Annotated in this window: 14 protein-coding genes; 3 read left to right on the top strand and 11 right to left on the bottom strand. The window is 49.8% G+C overall.

Annotation, left to right across the window (positions count from 1 at the left end; all coding sequences use genetic code 11):
* Positions 1 to 101: 101 nt before the first annotated feature.
* Positions 102 to 1,538 carry an ABC transporter permease gene (locus tag MY7_RS00990; RefSeq protein WP_007609384.1) on the top strand — a complete coding sequence of 479 codons (1,437 nt, stop codon included), beginning with the start codon at positions 102 to 104 and terminating at the stop codon, positions 1,536 to 1,538.
* A 14-nt stretch (positions 1,539 to 1,552) separates the two neighbouring features.
* The gene (locus MY7_RS00985) at positions 1,553 to 2,236 is read left to right on the top strand and encodes an ABC transporter ATP-binding protein (RefSeq protein WP_007609382.1); all 684 of its coding nucleotides are present in this window, start codon (positions 1,553 to 1,555) and stop codon (positions 2,234 to 2,236) included.
* A 103-nt stretch (positions 2,237 to 2,339) separates the two neighbouring features.
* Here MY7_RS00985 and MY7_RS00980 read toward each other — a convergent pair whose 3' ends face one another.
* The 10 genes from MY7_RS00980 to gerKA form a co-directional block, all read right to left on the bottom strand.
* Positions 2,340 to 3,686 carry an MmgE/PrpD family protein gene (locus MY7_RS00980; protein ID WP_007609380.1) on the bottom strand — a complete coding sequence of 449 codons (1,347 nt, stop codon included), beginning with the start codon at positions 3,684 to 3,686 and terminating at the stop codon, positions 2,340 to 2,342.
* Complete coding sequence (locus tag MY7_RS00975; RefSeq protein ID WP_007609378.1) at positions 3,683 to 4,834, bottom strand: M20 peptidase aminoacylase family protein; 1,152 nt, start codon at positions 4,832 to 4,834, stop codon at positions 3,683 to 3,685. The genes MY7_RS00980 and MY7_RS00975 overlap by 4 nt, the downstream gene beginning before the upstream one ends.
* A gap of 17 nt (positions 4,835 to 4,851) precedes the next feature.
* Positions 4,852 to 5,601 carry an amino acid ABC transporter ATP-binding protein gene (locus tag MY7_RS00970; protein ID WP_007609376.1) on the bottom strand — a complete coding sequence of 250 codons (750 nt, stop codon included), beginning with the start codon at positions 5,599 to 5,601 and terminating at the stop codon, positions 4,852 to 4,854.
* 13 nt (positions 5,602 to 5,614) lie between these two features.
* The gene (locus MY7_RS00965; RefSeq protein WP_007410261.1) at positions 5,615 to 6,289 is read right to left on the bottom strand and encodes an amino acid ABC transporter permease; all 675 of its coding nucleotides are present in this window, start codon (positions 6,287 to 6,289) and stop codon (positions 5,615 to 5,617) included.
* 22 nt (positions 6,290 to 6,311) lie between these two features.
* A complete protein-coding gene (locus tag MY7_RS00960; RefSeq protein ID WP_007609375.1) occupies positions 6,312 to 7,103 on the bottom strand; it encodes an amino acid ABC transporter substrate-binding protein in 792 nt (263 codons plus the stop codon).
* Between the two features lie 28 nt (positions 7,104 to 7,131).
* Positions 7,132 to 7,623: a GNAT family N-acetyltransferase gene (locus tag MY7_RS00955; protein WP_003156352.1), complete on the bottom strand. Its 492-nt coding sequence runs from the start codon at positions 7,621 to 7,623 to the stop codon at positions 7,132 to 7,134.
* A 13-nt stretch (positions 7,624 to 7,636) separates the two neighbouring features.
* The gene (locus MY7_RS00950) at positions 7,637 to 8,962 is read right to left on the bottom strand and encodes an LLM class flavin-dependent oxidoreductase (protein ID WP_029326230.1); all 1,326 of its coding nucleotides are present in this window, start codon (positions 8,960 to 8,962) and stop codon (positions 7,637 to 7,639) included.
* Positions 8,963 to 9,130: 168 nt separating this feature from the next.
* Positions 9,131 to 10,249, bottom strand: coding sequence for a GerAB/ArcD/ProY family transporter (locus MY7_RS00945; protein ID WP_007609373.1), 1,119 nt, complete (start codon positions 10,247 to 10,249; stop codon positions 9,131 to 9,133).
* A gap of 24 nt (positions 10,250 to 10,273) precedes the next feature.
* Positions 10,274 to 11,500 (bottom strand): Ger(x)C family spore germination protein, encoded by a 1,227-nt coding sequence (locus MY7_RS00940; protein ID WP_007609371.1) that lies wholly within the window; start codon positions 11,498 to 11,500, stop codon positions 10,274 to 10,276.
* Positions 11,487 to 13,127: a spore germination protein GerKA gene (gerKA, locus tag MY7_RS00935; protein WP_007609367.1), complete on the bottom strand. Its 1,641-nt coding sequence runs from the start codon at positions 13,125 to 13,127 to the stop codon at positions 11,487 to 11,489. The genes MY7_RS00940 and gerKA overlap by 14 nt, the downstream gene beginning before the upstream one ends.
* Positions 13,128 to 13,248: 121 nt before the next feature.
* Here gerKA and MY7_RS00930 point away from each other — a divergent pair, with 121 nt between their 5' ends.
* On the top strand, positions 13,249 to 13,470 hold the full coding sequence (locus MY7_RS00930; RefSeq protein ID WP_007609365.1) for a hypothetical protein: 222 nt from the start codon (positions 13,249 to 13,251) through the stop codon (positions 13,468 to 13,470).
* 92 nt (positions 13,471 to 13,562) lie between these two features.
* Here MY7_RS00930 and MY7_RS00925 read toward each other — a convergent pair whose 3' ends face one another.
* Positions 13,563 to 15,308 (bottom strand): right-handed parallel beta-helix repeat-containing protein, encoded by a 1,746-nt coding sequence (locus MY7_RS00925; RefSeq protein ID WP_029326231.1) that lies wholly within the window; start codon positions 15,306 to 15,308, stop codon positions 13,563 to 13,565.
* Positions 15,309 to 15,420 lie beyond the last annotated feature (112 nt).

Genomic DNA, 15,420 nt, shown 5'->3' with positions numbered 1-15,420 from the left:
CATATTTTTTTCATACATTTCCCCTACTATATACATATCGGATGACCGGTGCTAAAGAAGGCCGGTTTTACAAGATCTGACACCCACACGGAGGAACAGACATGAACTTTATAAAAAGAGCCTTTTGGAGCATGAAGGAAAAAAAGGGAAAAACATTTTTGCAGCTGGTTGTGTTTTCAGTGATTTGCATTTTTGTCCTGTCCGGTCTTACGATCCAGTCAGCGGCAAAGAAATCAAGCGAACTGGCAAGGCAGCAGCTCGGCGGGAGCGTCACACTCCAGGCTGACCGCCAAAAGCAAATGGCGCAGCAGCAAAAAGACGGTGAAAAGAGGACGTTTGAATCAACGCCGATTTCCGTCTCAGATGCCAAGAAGCTTACATCTTTACAGCATGTTAAAAATTACAACTTCCTCACGACAGCGTCAGCAAATGCAGAAAGCTTTGATGCGATAAAAAGCTCAGGCGAATCAGCCGATAACAGTTCCGGCGCCGGCCATTTTCAAGGCGGCGGAAGACAGATGATTTCAGCGGATATCTCGATCGAAGGCGTGCTCTCTACGGCATTGCTTGATGATTTCACAGGCGGGAGTTCAAAAATCACTGACGGCCGCGCCATCACAAAAACAGATGCGGACGCAAAAGTCGCCGTGATTAATGAAACGCTGGCAGATCAAAACAAGCTGAAGGTCGGCGGTTCCATTACCGTTTCCTCAGCAGCGGATGATTCTGTGAAAACAAAGCTTAAAATTGTGGGAATCTATAAAACAACATCATCAGGAGACGATCAGGCACAGCATTTTTCATTCTTAAATCCTGACAATAAAATCTATACGCCTTACACCGCCGCGGCGGCGTTAAAAGGGTCTGATTACAAAAACAAAATCAGCTCAGCCGTTTATTATATGGATGATGCAAAATATATTGACTCATTCGTTGCGGCTGCGAAAAAAACATCCATAGATGATAAAACCTACTCGCTGACGACAAATGATCAGGTGTATCAGCAAATGGCCGGCCCGATTGAAAATGTCGCGTCATTTTCTAAAAACGTGGTATACCTTGTATCCATCGCGGGCGCGGTCATTCTCGGGTTGATCGTGATGATGTCGATCAGGGAACGCAAGTATGAAATGGGTATCTTGATGGCGATCGGCGAAAAGCGCTGGAAGCTCATCGGACAATTCTTAACGGAAATTCTGGTTGTCGCCGTTATTGCCATCGGGATCGCATCCGTCACGGGCAGCCTTGTGGCGAATCAGCTCGGAAATCAGCTTCTTTCCCAGCAGGTCAGCTCAGCCGATGATTCACAGCAGCAAACAAGCGGCTGGGGCGGCGGAGAAATGCCGGGGGGAGGCAGCTTGTTCGGTCAGCATTCATCCGGCGCGGATGTCATCAGTACAATGCAGGTAAACGTCTCGCTGAATGACCTTCTGATTCTTGGCGGGATCGGCGTCGCAATTGCCGTCATCGCCACATTACTGCCGTCTGTATCAGTCATGCGGCTTCACCCTAAAACGATCCTGACCAAGCAGGAATAAGAGGAGGCAGCATAATGAGCCTATTAACCTTTCAACAGACCGGCTACTGGTACCAAGACAAATCACAGCCGCTGTTTCAGGATATAACGATCAGCTTTGAAAAAGGGAAGTTTTATACAATTCTCGGCGCCTCCGGGACGGGGAAAACAACGTTTCTGTCTCTGGCGGGCGGCCTTGATACACCTAAAGAGGGAAGCATCCTTTATAACGGAGAAGACATCTCCAAAATCGGATTAACCAAATTCAGAAATCAATATGTCTCTATCGTATTTCAATCTTATCATCTGATCCCGTATATGACGGCGCTCCAGAATGTCACAACGGCAATGGAGATCACCGGCTCTAAGGAGAACAACAAAGATGCGTTCGCGCTCAGCATGCTGAAAAAAGTCGGCATCACCGAACAGCAGGCCCGTCAGCGGGTGCTGACATTAAGCGGCGGACAGCAGCAGCGCGTTTCAATTGCGCGGGCTTTCTGCTGTGACACGGATTTGATTTGCGCGGACGAGCCGACGGGAAATCTCGACGAGGATACGTCAAAGGAAATCGTCCGGCTCTTTCAGGACTTGGCACATAAAGACGGCAAATGCGTCATCATGGTTACGCACGACGAACAAATTGCCAAAGTTTCGGATATCAACATCCGCTTATCAAGAGGAAGTTTCACGGTCAAAGAAAACGGCACGGCCGTTTCCTGATACCGCGCCCCTGCCAGCGCAGACAGGGGCGCACCCTATATCCCCCTATTCAATAGAAGTGAACGTAAAAAGAGCGAGGGCTGCATCCCCTCGCTCTTTTTATTTATATCAGCTGTAAATAACGGTCAATATTTGATTGTCCGGCTGCTTTGATCAATTCTTCCGCCTTTTCCTCTTCCCCCGGCAAAGCGAGCCGGAGTTTGTCTTCAATGTCTTTTTCAGAAAGACCGTTTCCCGGCGCTCCCTTCGGACAGTCGATACGTGTTTGATAGACATGACCGCCGGAAGCCGTGACCCGTACAATTGTAAAACGGCCCTTCGGAACGGCGTTGTCAGCCGGCTGAATTTGATCATCGCAGCTGCGGTGAATCCGCTCAAATCCTTTTTGAAGGGATTCCGGGATCGGCTCAGATGTGAAATGTTCAACTGAAAAATCCTTACCGTGCAAAGCTAAGGTGATCACATATTCCACGCTGAATCTTCCCGCTTCGCCTGTTTTCGGACGCCGTTCTGTCAATGCGGCGTCCCCGCCCGGCGGAAAAATCACGTCGATCCGTTCCGTTTGGCCGAAAGTGAGGCCATGTTCGGCCTTCAGCTTGAGAATGGCGTCCGCCGCATGATGAGCCGCCGAGCAAAACGGATAAACCTTAAACCAAAGTCCCGGGCTCACAATCCGCCAAGGGTTTCCCCACCTGTTTACAAGCAGGGTTTCTGCCCGTTCAAGATCGCCGTACAGTCCGAAAAAACCTTTCTCCCCGTCGAGCGCATGAACTGAGCCGCCGAAACCGGCCTTTGCAAGCTTTACGGCGAACACCCCGGCTTGAGCGGCCAGTCCGGCGTGGAGCGGCTTCATTTCTGTCCCGAATTGCACTCTCATGCCTCCGGAACGGGCGGCCGCAAACCCGATTGCTTTCTGCAATTGGGTTTGATTCAGATTCTCCGCGAATCCGACGGCGCATGCGGCCGCAATGGCACCTAACGTTCCTGTATTGTGCCAACCTTTCTCGTAATGATGCCTTCCAGCTGACTCGCCGAGCCGCGCCATCACTTCGATTCCCGTCACATAAGCACCGAGAAAGCGGCTCTTGTCTATACGGCCGGCTGATGCGGCTGCAATCAAAGCCGGAAGGATGACTGCGCTCGGATGTCCTCTTACATCAGAATGAACATCGTCAAAATCAAGCGCATGGGCAATGAATCCGTTAATGAGCGCGGATTGGGAAGGCGTGGTTTTTTGATTTCTGCCGATAAGCGGCGCTATCGGCACCCCGCCTTCTTCTTCGGCCAGTTTTACCAGCTTTTCAACTCCTTTATCCCGTCTCCCCGCAAAAGCTGCCGCTGTAAAATCAAGCAGTCCTTTGCGCGCTTCTTTCATCGCTTCAGCGGATGTTTCCGGCACAGACGACATGACGGCCTGAGCAAGCCCGGCCGTCAGATTTTCTGTATTCATTCCGTCTGCTCCAATACATTGACGGCAAGCCGGGCGAAAAACTCAGCCGCTGCCGGGAGCGCTTTTTCGTCGAGTGTGAAGGCGGGATGGTGCCATTCTTCTGTTCCGTTTGTTCCCATCCAGACGAAAAAGCCGGGGATTTTTTCTTGATATAACGCGAAGTCTTCGCCGCCGGGCGACTGTTCTGCCCGAACGGTTTGAAGCCCAAGATCTTCAGCCGTTTGTTCCGCCGCCTGTATGAAACGGGCGTCGTTCATCACTGACGGAAGGTAAGGATACCAGCGGAATTCGGCTTCTGCCCCGAACCCGGCCGCGATTCCTTCGGCAACCCGCTTCATATGTTTCGGCACAGCGTCACGCGCTTCTTTTTGAAACGTCCGGACGGTGCCTTCCATTTCAACATGATCCGGGATGACATTCCAAGAGCTGCCGCCTTGAACTCTTGTGATGCTGACGACGGCATTGTGAAGCGAGCTGATATTTCTGCTGACAACCGATTGCAGGCCGCCGATAATCTGCCCTGCCGCCTGAATCGGATCAATGCTGTTATCAGGGATTCCGGCGTGGCCGCCTTTTCCTTTAACGGTGATTTCAAAGCGGTCGACACTCGCCATCAGCGGGCCTTCTTTCAGACCGACCGTGCCGACGGGGAGGTCAGGTTTGTTATGCATGCCGAATATCGCCGATACACCGTCAAGCGCGCCGGCTTCAATGACCTGTATTGCTCCGGCGGCGATTTCTTCCGCGGGCTGAAAAATAAACCGCACCGTTCCTTTCAGCTCATGCTTTCTCTCATTTAATAAAAAAGCCGTGCCGAGGATAGATGCCGTATGGAAATCATGGCCGCAGGCGTGCATCACGCCGCTGTTGCGCGAAGCAAACGGAAGGTTTGTTTTCTCTTCGATCGGCAATGCGTCGATGTCCGCTCTGACGGCGATGACGGGGTCGCTTTTGTCTCCTTTGATTTCAGCGATCACTCCGGTTTGAAGTTTCGGCATATCAAGAACCGTGATTTCTTCTTCCTCCAGCCAGCGGCGGATTTTATTCGTCGTTTCGTATTCCTCGCCTGACAGCTCAGGGTGTTGATGAAGGTCGCGGCGGATATTGATTAAACGTTTGTTTAATGATTCATACGTTTCATTTGCCATTTCTTCTTCTTCCCTTCTTAGACAAGTTCGGCGGGCTCTCCCACTTGCTTAATGAATTTTTTCGTCCGTTCGTTCTGCGGATTGTCAAACAGCTCTTCCGGCGTTCCCTGTTCGATGATGCGTCCGTCCGCCATAAAAATAACTTTGTCGGCCACTTCACGAGCAAAAGCCATCTCATGCGTGACGATGATCATGGTTGTCTGTTTTTCGGCAATTGATTTGATGACTTGGAGCACCCCGGCTACAAGCTCAGGGTCAAGGGCCGAAGTCGGTTCATCCAGTAAAATCGCGTGAGGATCAACGGCCAAGGCGCGCGCAATCCCGATCCGCTGCTGCTGCCCGCCCGACATCGTAATCGGGTAGCTGTCCGCTTTGTGTTCTAAACCGACTTGCCGCAGCAGATCCATACCGATCTGTTCCGCTTCTTTTTTCGGTTTCTTTTGCGCGGTGATCAGCGCCTCTGTCACATTTTGCAGGGCGGTTTTGTTTTTGAACAGGTTGTAATTCTGAAACACCATCGCCGTCTGCTGGCGAAGCTTATGAACGTCTTTGCGCGAATAGGACACTGCATTCAGTTTTGCATCACCGATTTCAATGATGCCGTCATCCGGGCGCTCCAGCAGATTCAAACAACGGAGGAGCGTTGATTTTCCTGAGCCTGACGGGCCGATGATGGCCGTGACTTCGCCGCTTTTGATCTCAAGATCGATCCCGTCAAGTACGGTAAGGTCTTTAAATGCTTTTCGAATATGTCTGACTTGTATCATCCTGAGCCTCCTCCTATGTGCGATAAGGCTTGCTGATCGCCCGTTCGAGCAGATCCTGCAGCACACTGTAAATAATCGTAAGAATCCAGTACATGACCGCGACGGCTAAATACGTCTCAAAATATTTGAGGTTGCCTGATGCGTACATTTTTCCTTGGGCGAACATTTCCATCACTCCTAATGTAAAGGCGAGCGATGTTTCTTTTAACAGGCCGATAAACGTATTTCCTGTCGCGGGAAGCGCGTTTCTGACGGCTTGCGGGAAAATGATCCGTCTGTACGCCTGGGATTTTGTCATTCCGACAGACAGACAGGCTTCAAGCTGCCCCTCATCGACTGAGTTGAGCGCCGCGCGGAAGATTTCAGCCAAGTAGGCGGCATTCTTCAGGCTTAACCCGATAATCGCCGCAGTTAACGCCGTCATCTTGCTCATTCCGGGAAAGAGCTGGGGCAGGCCGTAATAAATTAAGAAAAGCTGCACGAGCGTCGGCACGCCCCGGAAAAATGAAATATACACCTTTGACAGCTGGTGAAGCACAGGAACACGATTTTTTGTGATAAGCGCTAATATAAGGCCGCCGATCACGGCAAATACCATAGCCGCGACGGCCATTAGTAATGTGATCGGCAAGGCTTCGATTAACGCGGGAAAAGCTGAAAACATAAATCCCCAATCAATGCTGTTCATTCTCGATTTTCACCGCCGTTTCTTAATGCTTTGCTTCCGTTGTGATGTCTTCTTTAAAATACTTTTCAGACAGCTTTTTCAGCGTGCCGTCTTTTCGCAGGTCTTCAATGGCTTTGTTTACTTTTTTGCGGATTTTATCGTGAGCCGCATCTTTCGCAAACGGGAAAGCGACTTTTTCATAGACAATCGGGTCTCCTGCTAATTTCAGAGGCAGACCTGTCTTTTTGATCTGGGCGATCAGGACGCTGCGGCTGTTCACATAAGCGTCAACCCGTCCGTAAGCCACGTCTTTCAGCGTACCTTCTTGTGTTTCATATGTTTTAATGTTGATTTTTTTATCCGGGTCCTTGCTCTCAAGGTTTTTCGCGTGGTTTGAGCCCAGAACGGCCGCCACTGTTTTTCCTTTTAGATCGTTGACTGATTTGATGTCTTTGTTATCGTTTTTGACGACGATTTGAGTGCCCGCATACGAATACGGTTCTGTGAAGTTATACGTTTTCTTGCGTTCGTCCGTGACAGCGACCTGGTTAGAGATGGTATCGAGTTTGCCGGTCTGGAGCTCTCCCATCAGACCGCTGAATTCAAGCAGCTTCCAGTCCAGTTTCATGTTGATTTTTTTCGCGACGGCTTCCATGACATCCACGTCAAAGCCGGTCAGCTTGCCGTTTTCTTTATATGCGAACGGATAGCTTTGTCCGGTGGCGCCTACATGCAGTACGTTATCGCCGCCTTCGCTTTCTTTTCCGTTTCCGCATGCTGTTAAGACCGCCAAAAGCGCGGCAGACAGCAGCAAAGCCCATGTTTTCTTCTTCATTGAAATCCCGCCTTTTCCTATTAAAATGTTAATCCTGCAATTGTTTTTTTAAATAAATGGTGATGTGCCCTTTTCCTAAATCCTTTTCGCCTGCACGGACGTAGCCTTTCCGCTCGTACATGCCGATCAGCCATGGATGCTTGTCCGCTGTGCCCAGTGACACGAAAGGCGCTTTTAATGTATCGCGGAGCACTGTATTCTCCAGCCACTCCAGCATGTCCGAGCCTGTCCCTTTTTTTCCGGTTTCAGGATCGACGGCGAACCACCAAATATGAGGGACACCGTACGGCCCGGGATTCGGCCCCCACGGCATCCGCAGAGAAATCGTCGCCAGAATCCGTCCGTCTTCTTCCAAAACGTAACAGGCGTTTTTTTGTATGTTATTTAAAACGAGCTCCTTATCCGCCGTTGCTGCGGCAAAGTTGATGCCGAGCTTGCGGATCGGTTCATACGCGCGCAGTGTCAGTGAAAGCAGCTCATCAGCGTCTGCCTCCGTTGCGAGCCGGTATTGTCTTGACATGATGAGCCCTCCTTTAGTCGGCATATCGGTTTGCCGGTTTTTCCAGTCCGAAATGTTCTCTGAGCGTCGTTCCTTCATACTCTTTTCTGAACACGCCCCGTTCTTGTAAAATCGGAATCACTTTGTCTACAAAAAGAGTGAGACCTTCAGGCAAAAGCGGCGGCATGATGTTGAAACCGTCACAAGCTTGTTTTCCGACCCATTCTTCCATTTTATCGGCAAGCTGTTCTGGCGTTCCGACAAAGATATGATGGCCTCTTGAACCCGCCACATATTTGTACAGCTCGCGAATGGTCATGTTATCGCGTTTGGCCATCTCCTGAACGAGCTTGAACCGGCTTTTAACGGCATTCGACGCATCCGCATCCAATTCAGGCAGCGGGCCGTCAAGCGGGCAGGCGGAAAGGTCGACGCCGCCCAGATAGTTTTGCAGAATGTTCAGGCCGACAGACGGAATGATGAGGTCTTGGAGCTCTTCATATTTTGCCTGCGCTTCTTCTTCGGTATCGGCAATAACGGGAAAAATTCCCGGCATGATCGCGATTTTTTCAGGATCACGGCCGAAAGAAGCCGCTTGTTCTTTAATAGATTGATAGAATTCCTGCGCGGACTCCAAATGATTTTGCGCGGTGAAAATGACCTCCGCCGTTTTGGCTGCCAGCGCTTTTCCGTCTCCTGATGATCCGGCCTGAATAATGACCGGGCGCCCTTGAGGTGTGCGGGCGACATTTAACGGCCCTCTCACGGAGAAATATGTTCCTTTATGGTTCAATTCATGCATTTTGTCTTTATCGAAAAATGCTCCTGATTCTTTGTCACGGATAAAGGCGTCTTCCTCCCACGAATCCCATAATCCTTTGACGACTTCAACGAATTCTTCCGCGCGCTGATATCTGAGATGGTGCTCAAGATGCTTTTCGCCGCTGAAATTAAGCGCGGTCGATTCAATCGAAGATGTGACGACATTCCAGCCCGCGCGGCCGTTGGAAAGATGATCAAGCGATGCAAATTGTCTCGCGATATGGAACGGTTCGCTGTATGTGGTCGATGCGGTCGCCGTCAGACCGATGCGGGATGTGACCTGAGCGAGCGCCGACAGCAGCGTAAACGGCTCAAAGCGCGTCAGCACATTCGGATGTGATTTGCCGTCTATTGATAAACTGTCCGCCAAAAACAGCATGTCCAATTTCCCCCGCTCAGCCGTTTTCGCCAGTTCTTTGAAATAATCCAAATTCATGCTCGCGTCCGCCGGTGCCTGAGGATGTCTCCAAGAAGCGACATGATGGCCGGTGCCCGCGAGAAACACACCGAGTTTGATTTCTTTTTTCTTTGTCATGATGGATCTCCTTCTATTCTGAAATACGGTTCGGAAAATATTAACACGACTAAACCTATATTTCCTAGTAATTTTATAAGAATAAATCAAAATGTACAATTGTCAGGCAAGTTTGTCAATGCATTAAGACAAAAATCATGATTTTTAAAAAAACCCGGCGCACCGGCCGGGTTATTTCTTCGAAACTGTATAGACGGTCCCTTTGACCTTTTTCTTAATAACGGCAATGATAAGCAGCAAAACGGGGAACAGCACTTGAAACGGAAGATGAATATAGATCGGCACAATGTTTAAGCCTTCATTCATGTGTTCCGAAAAATTGCTTGCGATGCTGATGGAGAGAATCAGCACCCCCAATCCGACCGGGAAGGCCAGCTGGGACGGATTTTTTTCTTTAAACAGCGTGGACACGCCCACGACAACCGCATATGTAAAAAGGCTGACTTTGAAAAAACCGCCGATGACGAGCACGAGCATGAAAAAGACATCTAGCCGGTCTAAAAACTCTTCGACTTTAATTGTCTGTATGGTGCTCAGCAGCGGAAATTGAGAGCGGAGCATTAAGTTGACGTCCAGCACACAAATATTAATCGCCACTGACATTGCCAAAAACAGGCCGCTGATGATAATCGCCAGAAATCCGGTTTTCTTCACCTTTTTCCGATCTTTTAAATAAGGGAAAATCATGACAAACACGATTAATTCACCGAACGGGATGAACATCGTCTGTTTAAACACGGAATAAATGACCGTTCCTAGACCCTCCGCTAAAACGGGCTGGAGAAATCTGAGGTTTATCGTGCCTGAGCTGATAATGAGGATCAGCCCGACGGCTGTCAGGAAATACATAATGCCAAACAGCAGCTCGCCGGCTCTCGCTATCACTTCAATTCCCTTTCTAACCGCAAATATCGCGGCGATCATCAGCATGGCATTCACAATTAAAATTGGCGTGTCCTGGTAGGCGAAGGTGACAAGCATTTCGCCAAAATCCCGCAATACGCGGGCCGCGATATAAGCAAAATAGAGAATATAAAGAAGGGAGACCGCCCAGCTCAGATGTCTGCCGATCAGTTCGTTCATGTAATCTCTCGGAGAAGACTCAGGAAAAAATTGATACAGCGCCTGATAAACGTAGAAAAGTCCGAGACCGGTAACGCACCCGAGAAGCACGGACAGCCACGCATCCCGCCCGGCCATCGTTCCCGGCGGGATCAATAACGAACTGCCCAATTCAAACAAAATGATCATAATAAACAGCTGACGCGTGCCGATTTTCGCATTTTCCATACGCTTCGCTCCTTTCTCCTCAAATCAATCATGCTCAAGCTTGTCTGAGAGAGGATTATTCCGCAAGCCCGTTCTTCTGATAATGACTTCCGTTTTGACATCTACGGGGAGATTGGGGAAATATTCTTCATCCCACTTCCCTTTGAACTTTTTCCATTTGTCCGGATGCTTCCGATAGATCAGGTCTCCGAAGCCGACGAAGTCATTCTTATGGGCTTTTATATCTTCAATCGATTTGGTGATATCTTTCTCAAGCTGTACGCTGAGCGCCTTTTGCAGCGTCATCAGCACTTGCGGATCAGACAGATGGAAAGGGTATCTGACAGCGTCCACCAGCCCCTCGACCTGAGCATGCACGTGAATATGCGGTTTTCCGTTCGGAAAAGTGGCCGTCACCTTTGTATTCTGGCGGGTGACCTGCAGACTGATTGCATGCTTCACGTTCTTCCAATCCGCATTGATGAACGTATGCTTGATCCTATTGAGCAGCCATACAGCTCCCACACTGTCGTCATCCTCAATCCAGTAATCCAGCCTCCCATCCTTTTTGAACACCGCCAGTCCGTCCGCTGACAGCACTGCTTTCGGTTCAGTTGTCTGCGTATTTTCCATCGTAGGACCGGCTTTATCGTCTCCGTGCATTTCATAACCAGGAATAAACGGCGACCCGGTCGGAGAAGCGAGATCAATCAGAACGTCCTGAAGGCTGGTTTTAATGACTCTGCCGTATTGTTCCTGCGTGAAGCTGAGCGTCTTGTTCACTTTATTGGAAGGGATTTTATCAATCGGCGTCAGCACTTTAATAATGTCTTCCGCCTTGGAATTATGCGCGATCACAACGGTTGCGGTCGTCCTGAATTCGGTGTCGCGGTCAAGATTGTCCAGAATAAAACTGAGCCCTTCCTCTTTCGCCAGTTTTTCACTGAACACCACGAGATTCGTATGCGCAAAATAGAGCCTTCTGGACACTTTCATCGAGCCTTTTCTCAAAGCTTCCGTCAAATTGTCTCCGGACACCGAATAGACGGAAACCGGAGGCCGGTCTCCCGCTCCGCCGCCCTGCAGACCGCCGGCCACGTTTCCCGGATTGATAATTTGAAAGTGAAGGACGTACTTTCCCGTTTCGGTCCGGTCAATACCGATAGCGGAGATCACCGCTAAATCGGTCAGCTCCCTTTTATCCCAGCATCCGGATACAAACATAAGGGAAACCATCGTACAAAGGATAAGCATCCATTTACGTCTTTTCATTACCGTCGCCCTCTTCTACATCTTTATTAACCATTCCTCTGGATGTCTCCGGTTTCGGTCTTTGATGTTCCCCTTGGCGCCTGTTGTTTTCCTGTACGAGCAGTCCCGGCCTTTTTTCATCCGCCCATAAAGGGGCGCGGAGGAGGGAATCCTTCAGTCCGCCCGGGGTTAAAGGAGCGAGCGGGGACATATACGGAAATCCGAATGAACGCAGGCCGCACAGATGGACAAACATCATGATAATGCCCAGAATCAGCCCGTAAAATCCCATGACCGCCGCCGACAGAATAAAGAGAAACCGGATCAGCCGCGCAGATATCGCCATGTCAAAAGCCGGGGTCGCAAAGCTAGCAATCGCCGTCAGGGCGACGACGATAACCATGGCCGGGGAAACAATGCCGGCCTGCACGGCGGCCTGGCCGATGACAAGCGCTCCGACTATGGAAACGGCGGAGCCGACAACTCTCGGAAGCCGGACACCCGCCTCCCTGAGAATCTCAAAGGCCACTTCCATCGTCAGCGCTTCAATCACGGCCGGGAACGGCACCGTCTCCCGCTGGGCCGCGATGACAATCAGCAGCTGCGTCGGAATCATTTCCTGGTGAAAGGTCGTCGCCGCCACATAAATCCCCGGCGCCACCAGTGAAATGAAGAAGATCAAAACCCGCAGCACCCTGATGCTGGTGGCGATATCAAATCGTGAATAATAATCCTCAACCGATTGAAAAAATTGAATAAATAAGGCCGGCGCGAGGAGAACGAACGGCGTTCCGTCCACGATAATCGCAAATCGTCCTTCCAGCAGATTCCCCGCCACAACGTCCGGCCGCTCCGTATGATATACGGTGGGAAACACGGAAAACGGCGCGTCTTCAATGAGCTGTTCAATGTAGCCGGATTCCAAAATGCTGTCGATGTCAATGTGCTTCAGCCGTTTGCGGACTTCCTTAATCAGCTTTTTATCGCAAATTCCGTTAATATACATCAGCGCGACATCCGTATTCGTTTCGTGTCCGATCTCCATTTTTTCAACCCATACATCAGGCGTTTTTACATACCTGCGGATCATGGAAATATTGGTTTGCAGAGATTCAGTGAATCCCTGCCGCGGGCCGCGGAAAGAGACCTGAGTGCTCGGCTCTTGAATGGACCGATGCTCTCCCCCTTCCGTGCTGGCGATCAGCGCCTTGTCAGCCCCGTCGACAAAAATAAGCGTGCTGCCCGCCACCAGCCCGGCATAAAGACTTTTCCACTTCTCTTCCTCTTTCACCCCGCCGATCGCAAGCGTTTTATCGTATATCAGGCAGACCGCTTGTTCCGGCTGAACGGACGGGATGTCGATTAAATCCTCCAGAAGGGATTGGCTGACAAGCTGTTCGTCTACCAAACCGGCGATATACACAATTGCGGCCGGAAGCTCTTCTTTTCCGATTTTCAGCCGGCGGATGACGACATCGGCACTGTTGCCGAATCTCTCAGACAGCTTCTTCATATTTTCTTTTAAGCTGAGGGAGATCAGCTCATCCCGCTCTTTGTACGGCTGGCTGTCCGCTTCTTTTCTGTCTTCATTGTCACGGTCGTTTTGATCGGCTTTTTTTTGTTTCTTCTGCTTGAAAAATGGCGGCATATCGCAAAAAACCTTTCCTCGTTTTTTTCATATTCTTCCTGTACGGCAAAAGATTATGCACGGCGGAAAGTCTGTATAAGTTTTGCGTAATCGAAAAGGATAAAAAGGGAGAGTGTTGCTCATGAAAATATTGGGAGTTTCATTTTTTTTGCTGGCCGCCTTGCTGGTGATTTCACTCGCGATGGATATGCTGCAAGGTTTCAGTTTCTATGGAGCGGTCCAAAACAACCTGTCCGCTTTTAAATTGACCACCTTCTCAGAATGGCTGATGCTGTTTTTATTCGTCCTCTTTTTAATCAGAGAAATGATCGCTTTATATAAATCAGGTAAAAAAGATGCCTGACAGGCGCACGGCTGTATTGTGTCAAAAAAGAACACATCCCTCCTTCTCTCGGAGTTCATGTGTTCTTTTTATTTTTCCGGCGCAGATTGTTTTCAGATGACGATATTTCCGCTTTCCGTATCTGTCGTGTGTTTCACAATGACGCCTTTGATAATGCGGTTGCCGATGATTTTGGTGCTTGCGGAGGAATTGGTTTGGATGGCGGAAGCAGAAGCGGCGGAAAGGTTGTTGATGGTATTGCCCGACACGAGGGAATTGGAGGCTCCGTTCAGATAGATGCCGATCGGGCTGCCCGCCGTTCGGTTGATCGTGAGCGTATTGTCTATGACTTCATGCGTGCCTGAGTTCAGATACACGGTAACGATAAGCGGTGATGATTCAAAGCGATTGCTGATGACAGAGGTTCCCGAGGATGTTGAACTGAATACGGGATAGTTTTTATAGTTCTTAAAGAGATTGCCTTTGATGACAGCCCTGGCGTCATTTGTCACAGATACGGCATAGGACTCCGCGGCGCCCTGATACGCATTCGGAATGAGCGTATTTCCTTCAATAACGGCATTTCCGCCTGTGACCCATATGCCCCGGCTGAACGATGTCAGCACATTTTGTTTTACGGTGATATTGCCGGCCGACATGCTGATTCCGTCTGTCACCTGATTCAGAGTGTTATTCGTAAAGACGGCGTTTTCCGACAGCGTCGCCCGCATCCCCGTGCTTCGTCTCGTTTCGGAACGTCCATTTTCAATGACATTGCCGTCAACGGTCACATCTTCTGCCTGATAGACGGAGATGCCCGTATTTTCAAATTGATTGATTTTGTTGTGGGTGACGAGGACGCTTTTTCCCCTTACATCTATTCCGGTGGAAAACCCGGTAATCAGATTGTTGGAAATGACGGCATTGCTGCTGTCCTGTCCTTGTGACACACCTTGTCCGGCGACTGCGGTTCTTGAGCCGCCGTCTGACCGAAAGAAGACATTCCCCGAAATGACGGTATGTGCCCCATACCCGTAGCTGATTGTGTTATCGGAATGATTTCCTTCAATTAACACATTATATCCGTTAAAATTGGTGACTGAGCTTGCGGCGTTTCCGGAAAAGAAGTTGTTGCGGACCGTAATATGAAGAGCTTCCTCATAATCAATATCGCGTTCTCCGTACGATTCAATATCGATTCCGAATTTCGGAGCCGTTCCGTTCCCTTGCCCGGCGTCTTCAATCACGCATTCTTCCACCGTAACGGTATTGCAGCCGGTGATTGAAATGTTGTTCCGCCTTGACTGCCTGATCTCACAGCGGCGGATGGTCACCTGTTCTGAAGTTTCGTAATCACTGTTTGTTTTTAACCCGAGCGGGCTGACAATTATGCCGTCTCCCGTAAAATCCGAAATCTTCACATTTTCGATCAGCACATTGCTGCTGCCTTCAATACAGATTCCAAACCCCCATTCATGGGTCGACCGCAAAGGGACATTGGTATACGTGTGTTCATCCCGTTCCCCGATGATCCGGCCGCCGGTGATGGTGACATTTTCACGCCTGCCTATATAGAAAGCCGAGTAGCCCCAGGAGCTGTTCGGCGCCACTTTAATCGTGCATTCCGGATCTAAAACGATGGTGAGATGGCTCGGCACGTTAATCCCGGCGTTCCGAAACGGCTGGCTTCTGTCCCCGCCAAGCGTGCCGTTGATTTTATACGTTCCGGGCGGAAAAAACACCGTATGACAGCCTTCGCTTACGGCCCTGGCCAAGCATTGATTGATGGCGACCGTCACGTCGGTTTTTCCGTCTGCCGCCACACCGCAATCCGTAATATCCAATATACGATTCGGCAAGTAATAATCTCCTCCTTCCTCTCTTATTGTCATCTTATTCCGCTCTATCCCGCTCCGCCTGTACATACTTTAAATTTTATTAAAAAAGTTTATAAAGATAGTTTCGTCAGAT

The organism is Bacillus sp. 5B6, assembly GCF_000259405.1.
Taxonomy (GTDB): Bacteria; Bacillota; Bacilli; order Bacillales; family Bacillaceae; genus Bacillus; species Bacillus velezensis.
Note: the sequence above shows the minus strand (reverse complement) of the source record. Positions and strands in the feature narration are given on the sequence as shown.